17 protein-coding genes and 1 pseudogene are annotated in these 19,403 nt (G+C 54.2%); 11 read left to right on the plus strand and 7 right to left on the minus strand.

Features of this window, described 5'->3' with window-relative positions:
• Positions 1-230 precede the first annotated feature (230 nt).
• Together KF752_02790 and KF752_02795 are read right to left on the minus strand one after the other, a co-directional pair.
• On the minus strand, positions 231-1,274 hold the full coding sequence (locus KF752_02790) for a hypothetical protein (GenBank protein ID MBX3420463.1): 1,044 nt from the start codon (positions 1,272-1,274) through the stop codon (positions 231-233).
• Between the two features lie 255 nt (positions 1,275-1,529).
• Positions 1,530-2,531: an integron integrase gene (locus KF752_02795; protein ID MBX3420464.1), complete on the minus strand. Its 1,002-nt coding sequence runs from the start codon at positions 2,529-2,531 to the stop codon at positions 1,530-1,532.
• Positions 2,532-3,182: 651 nt separating this feature from the next.
• On the opposite strand from KF752_02795, the gene KF752_02800 reads away from it, so the two are divergent.
• Both KF752_02800 and KF752_02805 read left to right on the plus strand, forming a co-directional pair.
• Positions 3,183-3,629, plus strand: a complete 447-nt coding sequence (locus tag KF752_02800; protein MBX3420465.1) for a hypothetical protein — start codon at positions 3,183-3,185, stop codon at positions 3,627-3,629.
• 155 nt (positions 3,630-3,784) lie between these two features.
• Complete coding sequence (locus tag KF752_02805) at positions 3,785-4,153, plus strand: DUF2314 domain-containing protein (protein MBX3420466.1); 369 nt, start codon at positions 3,785-3,787, stop codon at positions 4,151-4,153.
• Here KF752_02805 and ltrA (KF752_02810) read toward each other — a convergent pair.
• Positions 4,080-5,669 carry a group II intron reverse transcriptase/maturase gene (gene ltrA, locus KF752_02810; GenBank protein MBX3420467.1) on the minus strand — a complete coding sequence of 530 codons (1,590 nt, stop codon included), beginning with the start codon at positions 5,667-5,669 and terminating at the stop codon, positions 4,080-4,082. The two genes, KF752_02805 and ltrA (KF752_02810), sit on opposite strands and share 74 nt — an antisense overlap.
• 660 nt (positions 5,670-6,329) lie before the next feature.
• Between ltrA (KF752_02810) and KF752_02815 the strand changes: the two genes are divergently transcribed.
• Positions 6,330-6,563, plus strand: a complete 234-nt coding sequence (locus KF752_02815) for an addiction module protein (protein MBX3420468.1) — start codon at positions 6,330-6,332, stop codon at positions 6,561-6,563.
• On the plus strand, positions 6,544-6,855 hold the full coding sequence (locus tag KF752_02820; protein MBX3420469.1) for a type II toxin-antitoxin system RelE/ParE family toxin: 312 nt from the start codon (positions 6,544-6,546) through the stop codon (positions 6,853-6,855). Before KF752_02815 ends, KF752_02820 begins: the two co-directional genes overlap by 20 nt.
• An 841-nt stretch (positions 6,856-7,696) precedes the next feature.
• Here the strand turns inward: KF752_02820 and KF752_02825 are convergent.
• Positions 7,697-8,095, minus strand: a pseudogene (locus KF752_02825) (IS110 family transposase).
• A gap of 282 nt (positions 8,096-8,377) precedes the next feature.
• Here KF752_02825 and KF752_02830 point away from each other — a divergent pair.
• The gene (locus KF752_02830) at positions 8,378-8,863 is read left to right on the plus strand and encodes a hypothetical protein (GenBank protein MBX3420470.1); all 486 of its coding nucleotides are present in this window, start codon (positions 8,378-8,380) and stop codon (positions 8,861-8,863) included.
• A 518-nt stretch (positions 8,864-9,381) separates the two neighbouring features.
• Here KF752_02830 and ltrA (KF752_02835) read toward each other — a convergent pair.
• Positions 9,382-10,824 carry a group II intron reverse transcriptase/maturase gene (ltrA, locus tag KF752_02835; GenBank protein MBX3420471.1) on the minus strand — a complete coding sequence of 481 codons (1,443 nt, stop codon included), beginning with the start codon at positions 10,822-10,824 and terminating at the stop codon, positions 9,382-9,384.
• A gap of 731 nt (positions 10,825-11,555) precedes the next feature.
• Positions 11,556-12,710: an integron integrase gene (locus KF752_02840; GenBank protein MBX3420472.1), complete on the minus strand. Its 1,155-nt coding sequence runs from the start codon at positions 12,708-12,710 to the stop codon at positions 11,556-11,558.
• Positions 12,711-13,010: 300 nt separating this feature from the next.
• Here KF752_02840 and KF752_02845 point away from each other — a divergent pair, with 300 nt between their 5' ends.
• From KF752_02845 to KF752_02855, 3 genes are all read left to right on the plus strand, one after another.
• A complete protein-coding gene (locus KF752_02845) occupies positions 13,011-13,763 on the plus strand; it encodes an abortive infection family protein (GenBank protein MBX3420473.1) in 753 nt (250 codons plus the stop codon).
• A gap of 179 nt (positions 13,764-13,942) precedes the next feature.
• Positions 13,943-14,416 carry a hypothetical protein gene (locus KF752_02850; GenBank protein ID MBX3420474.1) on the plus strand — a complete coding sequence of 158 codons (474 nt, stop codon included), beginning with the start codon at positions 13,943-13,945 and terminating at the stop codon, positions 14,414-14,416.
• Positions 14,417-14,431: 15 nt separating this feature from the next.
• On the plus strand, positions 14,432-14,692 hold the full coding sequence (locus tag KF752_02855; protein MBX3420475.1) for a hypothetical protein: 261 nt from the start codon (positions 14,432-14,434) through the stop codon (positions 14,690-14,692).
• Here KF752_02855 and ltrA (KF752_02860) read toward each other — a convergent pair.
• The gene (ltrA, locus tag KF752_02860; protein MBX3420476.1) at positions 14,666-16,111 is read right to left on the minus strand and encodes a group II intron reverse transcriptase/maturase; all 1,446 of its coding nucleotides are present in this window, start codon (positions 16,109-16,111) and stop codon (positions 14,666-14,668) included. The genes KF752_02855 and ltrA (KF752_02860) overlap by 27 nt on opposite strands.
• 242 nt (positions 16,112-16,353) lie before the next feature.
• Between ltrA (KF752_02860) and KF752_02865 the strand changes: the two genes are divergently transcribed.
• The 3 genes from KF752_02865 to KF752_02875 all read left to right on the plus strand — a co-directional run bounded on the left by KF752_02865 (position 16,354) and on the right by KF752_02875 (position 19,232).
• On the plus strand, positions 16,354-17,304 hold the full coding sequence (locus KF752_02865) for a DUF1559 domain-containing protein (GenBank protein MBX3420477.1): 951 nt from the start codon (positions 16,354-16,356) through the stop codon (positions 17,302-17,304).
• A 46-nt stretch (positions 17,305-17,350) separates the two neighbouring features.
• Positions 17,351-17,650: a hypothetical protein gene (locus KF752_02870; protein ID MBX3420478.1), complete on the plus strand. Its 300-nt coding sequence runs from the start codon at positions 17,351-17,353 to the stop codon at positions 17,648-17,650.
• Positions 17,651-18,773: 1,123 nt separating this feature from the next.
• The gene (locus KF752_02875) at positions 18,774-19,232 is read left to right on the plus strand and encodes a nuclear transport factor 2 family protein (GenBank protein ID MBX3420479.1); all 459 of its coding nucleotides are present in this window, start codon (positions 18,774-18,776) and stop codon (positions 19,230-19,232) included.
• The last annotated feature ends 171 nt before the right edge of the window (positions 19,233-19,403 follow it).

Consider the following 19,403-nt stretch of genomic DNA (forward strand, 5'->3'; position numbering starts at 1 on the left):
TTTGAAACGACCACTAGACGTCTACACGGTCATGTTGATCGCGTCGACGCTGTTCATGCTGGTTGCCTGCATTCTCATGGGCCTGGAGTGGGCTCGCAGTTAGCTCTCCAATTCGCTGCGTCGGCGAGGGACCGACTGATAACCCTCGCCCGGGTCTCAGGTCGTGAAGCCTGCCGTCAGTGGAGGCTTGATGCAATCTCGGTGGACCAGAATTCGCTAAGAACGCAGGGCTACTTCTCGCCCAGCGGGACGTCTCGAAACTGTTGATGGCACGACTTGCATTGTTGGCCAATCTGCAGGACCAGTCTGTCTAGCGTCTTCAGCGTATCGGGCGTTGGCTTGGGCAGTTCCAATTCGAGCACTTCCTTCAACTGGCCCGTCGCCTGAACCGACTCACGTATCGACTGCTGGAAGTCGTCGGACAGTTCTGAGACCTGCGGCGTACGCAACAGCTCAACGTAGTGCTCGTACAACAACAGCGCCTCGTGTACCGGATCAAGATCGGGATGATTGTCCAATCGCTGCCAACCGCCCTGGGAGAATCTCTTGAGGCGACCAAACAACTCCTCAATGTCCACCATCGCTTCAGCCATAGGTGGAATTGGCGAAACCGGTTGGAACTGAACCGGCAGGGCATCCAGCTCATTGAGGTCGACGGGCACGGCGCGACGGACCGCTTGATACAGCCCGCGATAATTCGGGTCGGTGCCCGCCAACTTTAGAATGTCCAGCGCCGCTGAGGGTGTAACCAATCCGGCTGACACACAGGCGGCGGCGGCAGCAGCCGGACTGCGGTGGCGACCGTGATGGCAGTGGATATAGACCGGTCCCTGCAGTGTGCGAACGGCTTTGGCCAATTCCATCACCCGCGAATCAGAAATGCCATCGTACCCGTGAGGCAAATGCACATAGCTCAGGCGATGCTTAGTCGCAGCTTCCACATCCGGTGTCGCCCCATCCACGCTGATCACCGTCTTGACGCCCAGCTTGGCCAGTTCGGCAAACGCCGCCTCTCCCTGTGGCAAACCGCCAGAGAATACTTGAGCGTGGACCTGAATACAGTTTACCAGATGTTCGCATTCGATCTTGCGGAACTCGAATGGAGCTTTGTCGCTGGTCGAAGCCTCCACAGCCTGCTGCTGTGACCACGACACGACCGGCGCTAATACTAGCCAGCCAGCCAGCCAACCAACCGCCAGCCGCTGCCAGCCAGGCATGCGACTCGCCTGGTCCATAATTATTCGCAGGATATGGCGACCGGATTGGTTGAGCATAAAAAAGTTCATTATTTTAGCTTGGCAGTCAGCAGGATGCACCTCAATGCGAATCGGTTGAATTGAAGTGCCCCAAATTTGGAACCACTTCCCTTTTGCCAGAGCGCGTCGCAGGCCGCCTCCGGACCAGCGCCCAGCAGATGATGCTGAGCGACCGCCGTTTGAGCAACGCATGTTGGTCCGGTACTCTGGCCGCAGGATTGGACGGTTCCGTCTTCACGCCCTCTGAGTTTCAGCCAGGTTCCCGTGGGGCACTCACCCCATTGTTCCATCAGCCATTGCCAAGCGATCCAACGGACTTCTGACTGCGATTCCAGGTCGATTCAAAACATGGGTGTAGATCATTGTAGTGCTGACATCGGCGTGCCCCAACAGCTCTTGGACGGTGCGAATATCATAGCCATCTTCCAGCAAGTGAGTGGCAAAGCTGTGGCGCAGGCAATGCGGAGAAATGTTTTTTTCGATACCGGCCCGTACGGAAGCACGCTTGACACCCTCAGCTAGCACCGATTCATGCAAATGATGTCGTCGCCACGCACCGCTCCGAGGGTCACGCGATCGCTTGGTCGCCGGAAATACAAACTGCCAGGCAAACTCCCGCGGTGCATTGGGGTATTTCTCCGCCAACGCATCAGGCAGCCACACCTGGCCGTACCCCTCCGCTAAATCACGCTGGTGCAGTTCTCGTGACACATCCACTTGCAGCCGTAGCGCATCGACAGCATGGGCTGGCAGAACCGTCACGCGATCCTTGCGGCCCTTACCTTCGCGAACCAATATCTGCCCGGTATCGAATTCGATGTCCTTGACTCGTAGCCGTAAGCACTCCATCAATCGCAGCCCAGCTCCATACAGCAACTGAGCCATCAGCAGATCGCGCCCACCCAATTGCTCCATCAGCCGCTGTACCTCGCCACGGCTCAGCACCACAGGCAGTCGATCGGAATTCTTGGCCCGCACTGCGTCCAAGAAACCCAACTCCCGCTTGAGTACCACGCGAAATAGAAATAGCAGTGCGCTAAAAGCCTGATTCTGAGTACTTGCCGATACATTTCTATCGACCGCCAGTGAACTCAAGTATTCCTTGATCTGCGGCTCGCCAAGAGCCTGGATTTGACTGACCCCGTAGACGCGCAAAAACCGCATTGCCCAGCCCACGTAAGCGCTTTCAGTGCCAATGGAGTAATGTCGCATTCGGATTTCGCGCCGGAACTGCTGGATGATCTCTGGCTCCGACGGATCGAGTAGACCGGGCATAGCCGCCGAGTCTCCAGCGCCTGAATTCGAACGCCCGTAAGTCCCAGACTGCCTCTCCTTACCAGCCAGCTCGGTCAGCTTCTGGATGATGTCGCTCAGATCGATCGGCTTGTGCTGCCAGACGACTGACTGATACGAGTCGATCGCCCTCGCTAACTGCAAGCGAACCCATGCGCCCTGCCCGCGCTTCTTCAGGCTACCCAGAAACTCGACCCCCTTATCACGGTCGATCGACAACGTTTCATGTTTTCCTTGCGCTGAAACAGTTGAAACTGTTCGATCCATCGCGGAAACCACTCCATGTCGTTACTGCGTAGGCCCAAACGCTTAACCACAGCCTGATATTCTGCCGCTGACATTGCGTTACCCTCCGTCAATTACCGAACCGCCCCACCGAGGCAGTATTTGGTTATTCCAGACTAGCGCAAAGGTACAGTTTGACCGCAGCCTAGCGTGTAGTAAAATCCTAGAGCGTCGGCTTCCGTGCCGACTATTCGAATATCGGAGTTCTGGCTCGCTAGCTGCGTATACTAATCGTTCGGCGATAAGAAACTCAGCAGCGCATTTTATAAAACGCAACGCGAGAAAATCCGCCAACCGCCACAATGTCGTCACCCTGGACATCAGAAGCCCCAACAGTAGGCTCCAAAAATGACAACCACCGTCGCTACAACACTCGAAAGCCAAATCGCCAAGAAGCAAACTGACACAGTCTATTCAATTGGCATTGCAATACTCGGCACTGGTGGCATCTCTGCGCTTCCAACGCCAATGCTGGAATTGCCGAAGCAGCTGGGAATCGCCGCTGCTGACCTCGCACTTATGCTCCAAATTCATCAGATTTGGTTCAGCGAAGTGGTATCGAAGAAAACATTTGAAGATTTAATGCAAGAGGCTGGACTAGCCAGTTTGATTGGTGGTGTCGTGGTCTACACGGGGGTCAAGGTTACTGAGGGCCTTTTGGCGGAAGCCACAAATTTTGCACCAGTAATTGGATGGATCGTTTCAGGAATAATAACGGGCTCTGTTACAGGTCTGGTTGCGTATGTATGGTGGCAGTTCTGTGAAACACGCTGGCGCAAGTTGCACGGTCGGTAGATCAACAAATCGCCGAACAAGGCGGTCAACCGGAGCGGCGGTTGGCGCGTTTTCTGGACTCCAAGCCGGTGGCCGCCGCCCGGTTACCTTGGTCGTTAGCCCTTCAAACTATGGCACAAGACGAAACGATTTCGTTCTCCTCAGACGACGCGCAAATGGAAGCCGCGATCGACGACGCCAAATCCACCATCAAGCAATTCTTTGACGCATATTGCAGCCCAACTGAACAGCAAACCGGCTTTCTCTTAAAGGTGGTTTTTGACGAAGGAGACCAGCGCGAACACATATGGCTGGCGGATCTCGACTTTTCGGGCGAACTTCCCAGTGGCGTCGTTGCCAACGAACCCGATCTGCCGAGTCTGACCTTCATGCAGAGGGTCGAGTTTGATCCGTCGTACATCTCAGATTGGATGTACGTCGATGGCGGCCGCTTGGTTGGCGCCTACACCACTAGATTGATTCGAGACCGAATGACTCCGAAAGAACGGGCGGAACTCGATGCGCGTTCGCCATACACATTCTGAACCACGGGCTAATCGGGTAAGGGCGTCCCTTTCGGGACACCCTCCCCACACCACCGCGGCATGCGGGTCCGCACCGGGCGGTCGGGCGAATACGGGCAAGCGAGGCCCAGAGAGTCTTGAGGCTGAGTAACCCCTGTTCGGTTAGCCAGGCGTTGGTCATTCCGACACCACTGGCTATGGTTTTAGCCATATGCCAAGGGCCTTTACGACTTCGCGCATGGCGAATGGCTTGACGAGTTGGCACGCCTAACTCAATCAGCATTTCGCGGCGACGCTTCGGTCTGCGCCACTGTTTCCAGTAGCACATGCGAATGCGGCGACGAAGCCACTGGTCTAACCGGTCGAACAGTTTCAACTGTGCTGCCAAGCCGAAGTAGCCCATCCAGCCACGCACGTAGCTTCGCAGCAGACTGAGTCGGTAGTCCATCGAGATGCCTCGACTTCGACCGGTCAGCTCACGAATGCGGTGCTTGAATTTCTGGGTCGACTTCTCAGAGACTTGAATCGTTCCCCTGTTGCCCTTGAACGAGAACCCGAGGTACTCGAACTGGTCGCAGGATACGATCCGACTCTTAGCTTGGTTGACGACCAATCGTAATTCTTCGGTGAGGTATCGCGTGACCGATTGCATGATCCGTCCGGCGGCTCGCTCCGATTTGGCGAAGATCGCAAAATCGTCGGCGTAGCGCACAAACGGCAGTCCTCGTTTCTCCAATTCCTTGTCCAGGTCATCCAGCAGGGTGTTGGCAAGTAGCGGAGAGGCTGGACCTCCTTGCGGAGTTCCTTCATCGGTCGCTTGCAGTACCCCTTCCACCATCACGCCAGCTCGCAGGCAGTTGCCAATCAGACGCAGCAGTCGATTGTCCTTCACCTTTCGGGCCACTCGCACCATGAGAACGTCATGCTGCACTCGGTCGAAAAATTTGGAAAGATCAAGATCAGCCGAGTAGCGATAGCCACGCCGGATGATGCTGCGGACCTTCTTGGCCGCTCCGTGAGCCGAGCGTTTGGGGCGGAATCCGAAGCTCGATTCCGAGAAACTCGGATCGAAGATGGGTGTCAAGACTTGAACGATGGCTTGTTGGATCAGACGTTCCACTACGTTTGGTATGCCGAGCAAACGCTGACCGCTGCCATCGGGTTTGTCGATAGCCACTCGTCGCACGGCTTGCGGGCGATAGGTGCCATCGAGCAATTGTTGTCGGATCGTTTCCCAACGAGGGCGAAACCATTCTGGAAATTCCGCGATCGTAATCCCGTCGGGCCCGGGGGCTCCACGGTTGGCTTTCACGTTCTTCCAAGCGGTTTCGATGTTGGCTGGATCGACAACGCGTTCCATCAACGACTCACTAAAGTCCCTCAAGGCTGGCTGCTCGGTGTGCGCCGCGAAGGTCGGTCCCGGTCGGGATAATGAACCTGTGGTCTGTGAACCCTCGCAGCCTGGAAAATGCAGATCTGCTTGCTCACAGGGGTTCCCTCGTCGCGAGTCCACCAATGGCTCCTCCTTGTTCTTCATTGTTTGGTCCTTCCTGTTCCCATTGGAATTGGGGTTTCAGTACTACGACCTCTGCTGACTCCTGCCTCGCCCAAGCTGAATTTCTTCAGCTTGTTCCAACCTTTCAGCCGCAGATGCTTACTCGTTGGAGCAAACGGAGGCTCGCTAGCAGCCTAGCAGGTCTCCCCGGATAAGAGCGTGATGTTTCGCTGCACAAGCTCGTGGTTTACCTGATCGGTCGTTTGGGAACGGCTTTGCCATGTTGTGCTGGCTCGCCTAACCGGTCCGGCCTTATACCACGTTTCTGTTCGTAGCCTCGCAGCTTTGACGTGAATGCGCCCGGGTGGGGATTGACGCTCTGACGGCAGTCGACAGACCCGGTGCTTACCCACACATTCGCAGGCTTCCTCCCCACGGGTTGTCGCCTTCCCGCAGTTGCCTTCGTCTTGTACTTTGACGATCGGAGTGGTCATTTGGTATACTGATCTCCTTGAGTCTCCCAAATTCGTACAGGGGACTTGCACCCCACAACAATCACGCCCATGACGGGCGTACCCAAGGGTTGCAACGGAGCGGGCGAACCGGGCGGTTTGGCAATGGTGGCGTTTTCGCGCCCGCCCGCTGAATCCAGTCGTTCGCGACGGTAAGATTTAGAAGTGAATTCAATACAGAGGTACTGCCATGTCAATTGACTTGCCCTTGGACAACATGACGCTCGTTGACAAATTGGAGGCGATGGAGGCTCTATGGGCGGACATCTCGCGGAAACCAGCCGATTTGCCGTCACCTAGTTGGCATAAGGACATCTTGGATGAACGACGGCAACTTGTCGCTGAGGGGAAACTGAAATTCCTCGATTGGGATACTGCAATAGCCGACTTACGAAAGGAACTGCGTGGACATTCGGCTACTTGAAACAGCGAAAGAGGATTTGCGAGAGGGCTGGAACTTCTATGAACAGAATGCCGTAGGGCTGGGCGACTATTTTCTTGACTGCATGCAGGCAGATGTACGATCCCTGAAAGTCTTCGCCGGCATCCACGCGATGGCTGACGGCTTTCATCGAATGCTGGCCAAACGATTTCCCTTCGCTGTGTACTACCTGATAGAAAACGAGACGATTGACGTCTATGCGATCTTGGACTGCCGACGTGACCCAGAATGGATTGTCAAACGCCTGGGATCGTCGCGAACCAAGCGTTCCTGAAAGAGTTTAAGCGTAACGATTAGTTTGGGGGAAAATTTGCGGTGCTTGTCTTGAGGCTGGGACGTACTATCACTCTGCACGCCATGCGGCGTCTCTTTTTGCTGTCTGCCGTGTGCTGAATTCGGCATTGGCAATGCGGCTTCTGCGATCTCGGCGAGTCAGTTGTTTACAGACTCGAAGTTTTTTAAATCGGCTCACTGCGTTTGGGCTGGGTCTGTTTCCGGGCTGTTGCGGTCGTTCTTTTCGCTGCGACCGCACCCCATACATTCCTTCGTGGTTCCGACAGCGCATCTAGTGGCGTCTGCCCCTTGGCTCGGAGGCCAAGCACTATATTTGTCGATGCGACCCGCTCACCACACTCCAAGGCTGCAAATCAATGCACCGTTCGGCGATCAGGCCATCGGTGAGACGACGAGGCCGAATCTACGCATGGTTACGGGCGAATTGGAGTGAGTGAGCAGCCAGGCGGAAGATAGCACCGCTTCAAAATCGTCGCTCTCAACCGAGCGACGCTGTGCGCGTGATCTTGTGGGCCTGGCCGATGCCTTCACCGTTGAGCTGCTGCTTCAGTGGCTACCCTCCCATTGAAAGTTTGTTTCTATCATCATTTCTGCTCCCTATTGGTTCTTCCCTGCTTAGTCTTACCCGTGGGCTTGTTACCAGAGGTTTTTCTCAAGCGGCTCTTCGGGCTCGGTGGTCTCTTTGTCGCGGTGCCTCGCCGCTGCGCAGGCTGGTCAGTTCTGGCGGCGATTGACTTGCGACTTCTACTCCCCTTGGACTTCTGGGTGGCATCGGGCAACTGCTCAATTACAACCTGCTCAGCACTGCCATGACCAATCTGTAATTGCTTCCTGCGCCGAGCGATCATGGCATCGCGACACTCGGTGTAACTTTGGTTCTCAACCAGCATGTTACGGATGATGACGGCTAGACGCCTTATGACGGCCACTCGCGCTATTTTGCTGCCCCGGCGTGCGCAGATCGGCTTGTACCAGCGTCGCATGACTGCATCACGCCTGAGCACATGCAGAGTCACCTGCGCCAAGAGCCAACGAGCCGTGGTGCTGCCTGCCTTGGTGATGTGTCCCCGCCGGCCTTTGGTATCGCCACTGTCTCGCACGCCGGGAGTTAGCCCCCAGTAATGCGACAGACTCTTGCCTCGTGGGAATCGCTCAGCCTGTCCAATCCGGCAGCTCAGGGCCAGTGCCATATAGTGCCCGCAACCGGGTATCGTCCGCAGCAAGTACGGTCAGTTGCTTTGCATGTTGGTCGATTCCGAGGTATAACATGACCTGGTTCTCCGAGAGGGACTTTGACCAATTTGGGCCGAAGGATTCTCCTGCGATCACCCGTCTTCCCATGATCTTGGAGAGCCATTTTTTCCACTAGTCAACTCTTTCATCGACATCGATGCACGCAAGTCGCCGGTCGGCCGCGATTTTGAATCGTAGGTCTTTGGCGGCGACTGGGTGATCGCCGTCGTTATCCCGTACAAATTCCGTGACTGCTGGATTGCCACTGAATGACCGTCACTAAGACCTTGCTTGCGATTCTCGACGAGGCGTTCGATCGACCACCGACGTCGTGGGCACATTTCACCGACGGAAACGGCGATTCGGGCTACTTCGGCACACTTGACACTATCGACTTTCACTGTGCTCGTCGATCCATCTATGGCAATTCGATCGCCTCCCAAACTCAGCACGTTTTATTTGTTATCCGCGTAGCTACTGAATCAATTTCTGGCGATGCGGACGCACCAAATGCCGAACAATGGCGGCAGAGTTGGTCGATCGACAACTTGGATTCCGACTCGTGGAATCGCCTGCGCGAAGAGCTGCGAAATGGGTATGCTGAACTTCGGCAAACGATTCGTAACGCATCGATTGACGATGGCGATACATTCGCCAACATCATCGGCGTAATTGCCCATGTGGCATATCATCTCGGTGCGATACGATGCAAGGCTCAAGCCATTGCTGAAATCAAACGCGAAGACATCGGATAACAAAGCAGTGAACGGGAGCCGCCGATGGCGCGTATTTTGAAGGCATAGCTTGTTGGCGGCGGCCCCGTTACCGCTGCCGTTCGGGCACCATGGATCATCCATTCTCACCTGAAGAACAACTGCGCGCTGGTGCAGCGATATTGGGCGAACTGCTCGAACCGGCTGGCTTCACGTTCGCATTGTTAACTGTCGGAAATTCGTCTGGTTGACGATTTGCCATTGGTGAGTTCATTCGCAGGGATCATCGACTGGAACTCCATTATCGGTTTGGACTTGGCATTGTCATTTACCACGTTGGCGATTGCTCGCTTCCCCACACGGAACTGATGCGATCACAAGGATTTTCGAAACAGGCGGAATTCCCAACTGTTCTCGATAAATCCTTGCTGGGATTTCATGCGGTTCTTTCAGATTTGCGGAATTACGGCGGCCCATTTCTCGATCTGGACGCGTCGCAATTTGCTATACTTGCCGACTGGTGTGCCATGAACCCTAAACCCACAGGCTTCAAAGCGTTATCAAATCAGTAGCCGGTGTATAAGTGCCGAAATCGGGTAAGGGCGGTCATTGCTGACCGCCCTCCCCACACCACCGGACATGCGGGTCCGCATCCGGCGGTTCAACGAAGATGAGCAAGTTCGCTCCATAAAATCTTTAGGCTCGGGGACTCCTTGATCGGTTAACCAAGCGTTCGTCATGCCAACACCGCTGGCAATCGTCTTGGCCATGTGCCAAGGTCCTTTGCGACTCCGACCGTGTCGGATGGCCTGTCGCCTCGGAAGGCTCAGTGCGATCAGCTCTCGAATCCGCGTGCAAACATGTCGCCAACGTTTCCAGTAACAGCACCGAATGCGTCGTCGTATCCACTGCTCCAGGCTTGCGAACAGTTTCAACTGCGAAGCAAGACCATAGTAACCCATCCAACCGCGTACAAACCGCTTCAGTTCCCCTAAGCGTCGCTCCATCGAGATGCCTCGGCTACGCCCAGTGATCTCGCGGATACGGTGTTTGAACCGTTCGATGGATTTGGCCGAAACGTTGATCGTCGCTCGTGACCCCACGAAGCTGTACCCGAGGTATTCGAGCTGCTCAGTGGTGACTATGCGACTCTTCTCCAGGTTGACTACCAAGTGAAGTTGACGGGTGAGATAGCGATGCACCGACTGAAAGCCCCTTTCGGCACTACGCTTGGACTTTGTGAAGATGACAAAGTCATCTGCATAGCGTACGAATGGCAGACCTCGCTTCTCTAGTTCTTTGTCCAGTTCATCCAAGAGGATGTTGGCCAACAGTGGAAAGGCAGGGCCGCCTTGTGGTGTCCCTTGGGTGGTTGCTTGAAAATGACCATCCACCATCACTCCTGCTCGCAAGTAGCCACCAATCAGCCGTAGCAATGTCTTGTCGTGGACTTTCCTCGATATACGAGCCATCAACACATCGTGTCCGACTCGGTCGAAGAACTTGGAAAGATCCATATCCACTGCGAAACGGTAGCCGCGTCTGATCGTGCGCTGGACTTGCTTGGCTGCTCCGTGAGCAGATCGCTTTGGCCGAAACCCGTAGCTCGATGTCGAAACGTTCGGATCGAAGACTGGGGTCAGGATTTGAACGATGGCTTGTTGGATCAAGCGGTCGATTAAGTTTGGAATACCCAACAATCGCTTGCCGCCATCGGGCTTGTCGATTGATACTCGCCTGACCGGTCCGGCCTTGTAGGATGTTTCTGTTCGTAGCCCCGCAGATTCGGTGTGAATGCGCCCGAGTGGGGATTGACGCTCTGACGGCAGTCGACAGACCCGGTACTTACCCACACATTCGCAGGCTTCCTTCCCACGGTCGGTTGCCCTTCCGCAGTTGCCTTCACCTAGTACTTCTTCTCTCGAAGCTGTCAGTTGGTATACTGATCTCCCAGAGATTCCTATCTCGTACAGGGGACTTGAACCCCATAAACTCATGCCCATGACGGGCGTACCAAAGCCATGCACACCGAGCACGCGATCGGCCGTTTTTGACATGGAGGCCTTACTCGCGCGTGCCGGGTGATGGCTGCCGTTCGCCGCTCAAGCTCGACTAGCAAAGACACGTGGACATCGTCAACCTACTTGGATCAGAAGAACCACAATTCGACGCCGAGTTTCGGACGCTTGCCGATTCTGATTCACCGTATGATGCCCGCATCGGTCAGATGATGCTTACGTTCCTCGACGCACTTCGTCGTGAACCTATCGGGCCCTGCTTATTCGCCACGCCTCACGTCAGTCGCGAACTATGGTTACAGTATTCCGCACCGAGCGGAGCAACCGTTATGATAACGGCGACTATTGATCATCCAGACTACGGACCACTTGACAACGGATTGCCTAGGTTTCACTATCGACTGGCGTACACAATCCGACGATCAAGCGACAGTACTGAACAACCTCGAATTGAGGAACGAGCACGTAGTGTCGAATCCGCGTGTCAATTCGTGACGGAAGCAATACGGCAAACTCGACGTCAGCCGTGACGAACGGTACATAAACTCACACGTTGCGTTGGAATGCCGGAAACGCGGCGAAATCGAGTAAGGACGGTCATTGCTGACCGCCCTCCCCACACCACCGGACATGCGGGTCCGCATCCGGCGGTTCAACGAAGATGAGCAAGTTCGCTCCATAACGTCTTCAGGCTCGGGGACTCCTTGATCGGTTAACTAAGCGTTCGTCATACCAACACCGCTGGCAATCGTCTTGGCCATGTGCCAAGGCCCTTTGCGACTCCGACCGTGTCGGATGGCCTGTCGCCTCGGAACGCCCAGTGCGATCAGCTCTCGAATCCGCGTGCGAACATGTCGCCTCCAGGTGCCACTCCGAGGATCCTTCGCTCGCTTGGTTGCAGGAAATACAAACTGCCAGGCAAACTCCCGCGGTGCATTGGGGTATTTCTCCGCCAACGCATCAGGCAGCCACACCTGGCCGTACCCCTCCGCTAAATCACGCTGGTGCAGTTCTCGTGACACATCCACTTGCAGCCGTAGCGCATCGACAGCATGGGCTGGCAGAACCGTCACGCGATCCTTGCGGCCCTTACCTTCGCGAACCAATATCTGCCCGGTATCGAATTCGATGTCCTTGACTCGTAGCCGTAAGCACTCCATCAATCGCAGCCCAGCTCCATACAGCAACTGAGCCATCAGCAGATCGCGCCCACCCAATTGCTCCATCAGCCGCTGTACCTCGCCACGGCTCAGCACCACAGGCAGTCGATCGGAATTCTTGGCCCGCACTGCGTCCAAGAAACCCAACTCCCGCTTGAGTACCACGCGAAATAGAAATAGCAGTGCGCTAAAAGCCTGATTCTGAGTACTTGCCGATACATTTCTATCGACCGCCAGTGAACTCAAGTATTCCTTGATCTGCGGCTCGCCAAGAGCCTGGATTTGACTGACCCCGTAGACGCGCAAAAACCGCATTGCCCAGCCCACGTAAGCGCTTTCAGTGCCAATGGAGTAATGTCGCATTCGGATTTCGCGCCGGAACTGCTGGATGATCTCTGGCTCCGACGGATCGAGTAGACCGGGCATAGCCGCCGAGTCTCCAGCGCCTGAATTCGAACGCCCGTAAGTCCCAGACTGCCTCTCCTTACCAGCCAGCTCGGTCAGCTTCTGGATGATGTCGCTCAGATCGATCGGCTTGTGCTGCCAGACGACTGACTGATACGAGTCGATCGCCCTCGCTAACTGCAAGCGAACCCATGCGCCCTGCCCGCGCTTCTTCAGGCTACCCAGAAACTCGACCCCCTTATCACGGTCGATCGACAACGTTTCATGTTTTCCTTGCGCTGAAACAGTTGAAACTGTTCGATCCATCGCGGAAACCACTCCATGTCGTTACTGCGTAGGCCCAAACGCTTAACCACAGCCTGATATTCTGCCGCTGACATTGCGTTACCCTCCGTCAATTACCGAACCGCCCCACCGAGGCAGTATTTGGTTATTCCAGACTAGCGCAATGGTGCAGATTGACCGCAGCCTAGCGTGTAGTAAAATCCTAGAGCGTCGGCTTCCGTGCCGACTATTCGAATATCGGAGTTCTGGCTCGCTAGCTGCGTATACTAATCGTTATCCCTTACAGTGCGAACCAACACTGACGACTTGTGTCCAAATTGCATGGAAATACTACACGAACTTCAGACAGAATATGAACGCGCGGATGCTCTGGTCCATCTATTGATTGACCAAGCGACTGGCGGCCGCGCGCAAGAGTCGGATTTCGTTGCGTTGAGACAGCAATTCCTCGACTCACCCCACGACGCACTACTGCCCGCATGGTTTCGATCCAAGCGATCGCTAAACCAGTTCTGGCAATTCATCAAGAACAAGTATTCAACATACGCTGAACGCCGCACGTACATTTGGGATGAATTTGATCCGCTTCTGCGAGCACTCGAAACGGGTGGAATCAATCCGTCGCATGACGACATGGAGCTCGCACTCGATGCCTTTGACGCCGAGGGCGTTCGGCGTTCCTGGCGTCGAGTAACTCGGCGTATTCAGGATGATCCCGAAGGCGCGATTACGGCAGCGCGAGAGCTTGTTGAGACTGTGCTTAAGCACATACTTGACGACAACCATGTTGCGTATGATGGGGACCGAATTGAGTTGCCCCAACTGTTTAAGCTTGTACAAAAAGAACTGAACCTCGCTCCCGAGGATCACCAAGAGCAGATTTTCAAACAAATCCTAACTGGATGCTCTGGCGTCGTAAACGGACTTGGCTCGGTGCGAAATCGACTCGGTGATGCCCACGGAAAGGGGGTGGCCAATGTTCGCCCCCACGCTCGCCACGCACGACTCGCGACGAACCTCGCTGGAACAATGGCACTGTTCTTGATGGAAACGCACTTGGCAAAAAAGGGATAACCAAGCGTTGGACGCGGAGCCGCCGATCGCGTCGTTCCTAAAGTCAATGTTGATTGGGGGCGGCCCGGTCAACGCCACCGTTCGGCTACGAAAGGACGATTATGCGAAAGTCGTGGGATGACCTTGCCAAGTTTGGAAAGAGCAAGGCCGTCCGCACTGCGTACTTTTGGTTGCTCGTGGTGCCTTTATTCGCCAAAGCGCTTGTTGGACTCAAGGATAGCCTGACATTTAAAGTCGCTGGCGAGACGTTTTCGATCGCAATCGGCCTTCCATTTTCATGGAAACTCTTCTTCTTTGCTGCTGCTTCATTTTCGCTTGCTACTGCTATATTCCAAATCAAGTGCCCAAAGATCATCCAAGAGCACGACGACTATTCCGGGTTTACTAATGCTGGCAAAGGTCGTCCGCATCTTGAGCAGTATGTGGCTGAATTGAAACAAGACGCAAAGTCATTTGGCATTCCAGATCCCCGCGATAACGACTTCGCTGAGCATCTATGCGAGGCCTATTGGAAAATCCGAACGGCTTCTGACGAAACGCATTCAAAGCTACGGACAGTTTGCATGGTTTGCAACTACGTTGGCATGGCGTTAATTGGCATCGTTGCCTCGCAAAATGTGTACTATGTGATTCGCGCCACATTTAATTGGTAACCGGAGATAGAGCACATGTCATATACTCGCCGTCGCACCGAAGACGAAGCACGTCCAAGTCCTGAACAGATCAAGGCGATGGTATTCGCGTTAATTTGGGACAAAGTCTACGACGTTCATCATTTGGATGGCGTGGGTGGAACAACAACATCGCACGGCAAATTGAAAGATCTTGATCAAGATGGCTTTGTGGTGCTTGAGGATGACAATGGTAACATCATCCTTATCCCGAAAGACAAGGTTGTTGACCTAAAGCACACACCAGAAAAGCCATGAAGCCGAAATCGGGTAAGGGCGGTCATTGCTGACCGCCCTCCCCACACCACCGGACATGCGGGTCCGCATCCGGCGGTTCAACGAAGATGAGCAAGTTCGCTCCATAACGTCTTCAGGCTCGGGGACTCCTTGATCGGCTAACCAAGCGTTCGTCATGCCAACACCGCTGGCAATCGTCTTGGCCATGTGCCAAGGTCCTTTACGACTCCGACCGTGTCGGACGGCCTGTCGCCTCGGAACGCCCAGTGCGATCAGCTCCCGAATCCGCGAGCGAATATGTCGCCAACGTTTCCAGTAACAGCACCGAATGCGTCGTCGTATCCACTGCTCCAGGCTTGCGAACAGTTTCAACTGCGAAGCAAGACCATAGTAACCCATCCAACCGCGTACAATCCGCTTCAGTTCCCCTAAGCGTCGCTCCATCGAGATGCCTCGGCTACGCCCAGTGATCTCGCGGATACGGTGTTTGAACCGTTCGATGGATTTCCCCGAAACGTTGATCGTCGCTCGTGACCCCACGAAGCTGTACCCGAGGTATTCGAGCTGCTCAGTGGTGACGATACAACTCTTCTCCAGGTTGACTACCAGGTGAAGTTGACGGGTGAGATAGCGATGCACCGACTGAAATACCCTTTCGGCACTACGCTTGGACTTTGTGAAGATGACAAAGTCATCTGCATAGCGCACGAATGGCAGACCTCGCTTCTCTAGTTCTTTGTCCAGTTCATCCAAGAGGATTTTGGCCAACAGTGGAAAGGCAGGGCCGCCTTGTGGTGTCCCTTGGGTGGTTGCTTGAAAATGACCATCCACCATCACTCCTGCTCGCAAGTAGCCACCAATCAGCCGTAGCAATGTCTTGTCGTGGACTTTCCTCGATATACGAGCCATCAACACATCGTGTCCGACTCGGTCGAAGAACTTGGAAAGATCCATATCCACTGCGAAACGGTAGCCGCGTCTGATCGTGCGCTGGACTTGCTTGGCTGCTCCGTGAGCAGATCGCTTTGGCCGAAACCCGTAGCTCGATGTCGAAACGTTCGGATCGAAGACTGGGGTCAGGATTTGAACGATGGCTTGTTGGATCAAGCGGTCGATTAAGTTTGGAATACCCAACAATCGCTTGCCGCCATCGGGCTTGTCGATTGATACTCGCCTGACCGGTCCGGCCTTGTAGGATGTTTCTGTTCGTAGCCCCGCAGATTCGGTGTGAATGCGCCCGAGTGGGGATTGACGCTCTGACGGCAGTCGACAGACCCGGTACTTACCCACACATTCGCAGGCTTCCTTCCCACGGTCGGTTGCCCTTCCGCAGTTGCCTTCACCTAGTACTTCTTCTCTCGAAGCTGTCAGTTGGTATACTGATCTCCCAGAGATTCCTATCTCGTACAGGGGACTTGAACCCCATAAACTCATGCCCATGACGGGCGTACCAAAGCGCTGAACCGGAGCCGTCGATCGCGCGGGCTCTGAAATCATAGTTTTTTGGCGGGGGCCCGGTTACCGCCGACGTTCGTCGGCGAAGATCGTCGCGTTTTTTCTGTTCTCTTAGACAAAACCACTCTTAATGGACATCTCCTTCATGTGCTGCCGCAGTTTCATTCACATGCACTGACAAACACTGCAAAGGAATTGCGATGAAAAGGTCTCGTGCTGGCGTTACTGTGATCGAAACGCTTGTCGTAGTCGGCATTCTTGGAATTCTATTGGCGATTCTGATTCCCGCCGTTCAGAGTGCGCGAGAATCTGCTCGTCGGGTCACTTGTCAAAATAATCTTCGTCAACTATCGCTTGCCGTTCAGAGCCACGAGGCCGCTCATGGCACATTGCCGAACCTCTACCTCGGTACCTTCCTGAAGCAACCTCGGACTGCGTTAGACGAATTTCACTTTCACTCTTGGCGCACGGCAATTCTTCCGCTAGTTGAGCAGACTGCGCTTTTCGAACGAATCGACCTTTCGCTGGCGGCAACGATTGCTGCCAATCGATCCAATCTCAACACACCAGTTCCCCTATTCGTCTGCCCATCCACAAGCATTCAAAACACGGCTGTTCCGGACATCTTTGAGTACAACAACGGCGCGATACCAACGAAGAATATTGGCACAGCTGCGAGAAGCGACTACGAGGCAATCTCGGGAGTAAATTACAATGCCGCTGTGAGGGGTAGTGGAGATTTGAGCGCCGTAAAATTCGGACCATGGGGTGAAACGCGCTACGATGCTAATCGAAAACCCCTTTCTTACAGGTCAGGACGATTTGCAAACGTCTCTGACGGACTCTCCAACACGATATTGATTGGCGAACGTGCCGGACGCCCGGATTGGTATCATCGTGGGAAACCCGTCGAACCGTATCCTTATTCAAATCCGAACACTGGAATGGACAATCATCAAGCCGCATGGGGCATCAGTGCGCATATTTGGTGGCTCGTGTTTGACTCTGATCAGGCCATTAACAACACCAACGCGACAGGAATCTTCAGCTTCCACAGTTCCGGGGCAAATGTCGGTCTTGGCGACGGTTCCGTTCGCTTCTTAGCTGAAACAATAGACCAAAAGACGCTCAATGCGCTGGTGACTCGGTCAGCTGGAGATGTTGCTTCTGTTGATTGAAACCGACGAATAATCCGTTGCACACGGAGCCGCAGGTCGCGCGGTTTTGAAATGGAAAATCGTTCGCCACGGCCCGGTGAACGTGGTCGTTATCCGCCTCAAACCAACCAAACCGGCAGCGTCGACATGCTGTCTTCCAATCAACAGCCAGCGGAGGAATCAATTGGAAGATTACATTAAAGCGAAAATCTCGCATTCCCGCGACATAAACATGTCCGGCGATTTGTCGCATGCGAACGGTGTGCTGTTGGGCAACGCGAAACAACAAAATTTGATTTCTTATACGAAATCATATCTTGTCTGGTGGTCTCCGCTTTCAAGCACCAAGCGTTCATCAATCATTTAGGCTACTTACTGCTTCCGAATTGGCACGATCTCGAACGCAACAGACATTCGGACAAACAGATCGCAATTCTGGATAAACTGGGCCTGTCGATCGGCAAGGGTAAAAGACCATTTCATACCCTAGCATGAATTGTTCAACGCGCGGGATGGACTTGCACATGGCAAACCTCAATTGCTTATTCATGATTCCTTAGTCAAGTCTGGGATGCGTGAAGAATTGCATCGGCGAAAACCATTGGCGAAATGAGAATCACTCTGCACACCAGACTTTGCACAGCGTGCTTACGACGACACCGAGTCAATTGCTAATAAGTTGTGGATTTCGGCCGGTTTCGATGTGCATGATCTTCGGGCACGCGGTCACTCTTATTCGATGTCGGAGAACCCGCATGTGTAATGACGGATAACCAAGCGGCCAACCCGAGCGGCGGATCGGGCGTTTTCCGAAATCAAAGGTTCTTGGCCGCCGCCCCGTGATGCGTTTCGTTCTGCGATAGGATCAATGCTTGGGATATCCGAAATACATGAACGAAGAGGAACTCGCCGCGTTTGGATTTTCCCCAACGGAAGACGATCCGACGCTTGCAGGACACGCGATCTATCCAAGCCTAACCGTTAGATACCGGTGTCCTAAGTACAATCTATGGGCGAGTACAATGAAAAGTGGTATAGTACTCGTGTGCGAGCAATGCCACAAAGGCGGAAGACCGATCAAGACCGGTGGGCAATTCAAAAAAGTCTACAGCTGCTGTCAGAAACTTCAGTGTGACTGATGGCAGGAACTACTGTCTGTGTTGCGTGATGCAGGTGTTCAATTCGAAAACTGCCACGATGGATTTAGCGGTTACGTTGAACTCAAGTTTCCAAACGCATGGTCGTTGCAGGATCGGATTGACATGCACTGGAAAATCAACGACTACTGTGTAAGTAAACACGGTGCGAGACAAGCAGAATGCAAGAAAACTGGTAAACTGCGATCTAGAGTTCCCGGAACTAATCGCGCGTGAAGTAGCACCTTCGCAGAAACAAAACGCTGACCCCGAGTTGCCGATGGCGGGTTTTTGAAATGGAAGCTCGTTCGCGGCAACCGGGTTAGCTTAGTCGTTAGGCCACTGAGAGCTGACATGATCGACTCGTCGCAGAACAATGGAAGAAACAAAACCTACGACGTGAACAGCCAAATCCTAGATTCAGTTCTAGTCGGACAGCCTGCTCCCGAGATCGTTATCCTCGAAACACGTATCCGAGCGGCTCAACTTGATGGCGATGTCGCAGCCTTAGACAGCCTAATCTCAGAAAATCTCCTTTTCACCGGCCATGATGGACAACTCGGTTCGAAGGCCCAGGATCTCGAAGCACATCGCACTGGATTCTTTCGCTTCATGAGCCATCAGCCCGAGGAACTTCGTGTTGCTTGCGTAAGGCCGGATGTTGCAATTAGTTCCCTGCGCACAAGGCTCAGTGTGGAGGTAGCTGGCACTTTGATCGAAGGCACCTTTTGTTACACACGGGTTTGGGCGATTGAGGCAGACGGCGCGTGGCGAGTTGTCGCCGGCCACGTGAGCGAAGTACAAAGTTCATGAAGCCGTCATGCTAGGACCTAACTAAGCCTTGGACGCGGCGCGGCCGATCGCGTCGTTCCTGAAGTCAATGTTGATTGGCGGCGGCCCGGTTAACCGTGGCGTTCACAGAATCACTCACACAAAAAAAACCAATTGCGGCGTGTTCGTTGTCACGGCACGACGACATATCGC

The sequence above is a fragment of the Pirellulaceae bacterium genome, assembly GCA_019636385.1.
Taxonomy (GTDB): Bacteria; Planctomycetota; Planctomycetia; order Pirellulales; family Pirellulaceae; genus Aureliella.

Excerpts from the sequence above, each read along its gene's own strand:
- KF752_02790 (MBX3420463.1), bottom strand. The coding sequence starts at position 1,274 with ATGCTCAACCAATCCGGTCGCCATATCCTGCGAATAATTATGGACCAG.
- KF752_02795 (MBX3420464.1), bottom strand. The coding sequence starts at position 2,531 with ATGCCCGGTCTACTCGATCCGTCGGAGCCAGAGATCATCCAGCAGTTC.
- KF752_02800 (MBX3420465.1), top strand. The coding sequence starts at position 3,183 with ATGACAACCACCGTCGCTACAACACTCGAAAGCCAAATCGCCAAGAAG.
- KF752_02805 (MBX3420466.1), top strand. The coding sequence starts at position 3,785 with ATGGAAGCCGCGATCGACGACGCCAAATCCACCATCAAGCAATTCTTT.
- ltrA (MBX3420467.1), bottom strand. The coding sequence starts at position 5,669 with ATGAAGAACAAGGAGGAGCCATTGGTGGACTCGCGACGAGGGAACCCC.
- KF752_02815 (MBX3420468.1), top strand. The coding sequence starts at position 6,330 with ATGTCAATTGACTTGCCCTTGGACAACATGACGCTCGTTGACAAATTG.
- KF752_02830 (MBX3420470.1), top strand. The coding sequence starts at position 8,378 with ATGACCGTCACTAAGACCTTGCTTGCGATTCTCGACGAGGCGTTCGAT.
- ltrA (MBX3420471.1), bottom strand. The coding sequence starts at position 10,824 with ATGGGCATGAGTTTATGGGGTTCAAGTCCCCTGTACGAGATAGGAATC.
- KF752_02840 (MBX3420472.1), bottom strand. The coding sequence starts at position 12,710 with ATGGATCGAACAGTTTCAACTGTTTCAGCGCAAGGAAAACATGAAACG.
- KF752_02845 (MBX3420473.1), top strand. The coding sequence starts at position 13,011 with ATGGAAATACTACACGAACTTCAGACAGAATATGAACGCGCGGATGCT.
- KF752_02855 (MBX3420475.1), top strand. The coding sequence starts at position 14,432 with ATGTCATATACTCGCCGTCGCACCGAAGACGAAGCACGTCCAAGTCCT.
- ltrA (MBX3420476.1), bottom strand. The coding sequence starts at position 16,111 with ATGGGCATGAGTTTATGGGGTTCAAGTCCCCTGTACGAGATAGGAATC.
- KF752_02875 (MBX3420479.1), top strand. The coding sequence starts at position 18,774 with ATGATCGACTCGTCGCAGAACAATGGAAGAAACAAAACCTACGACGTG.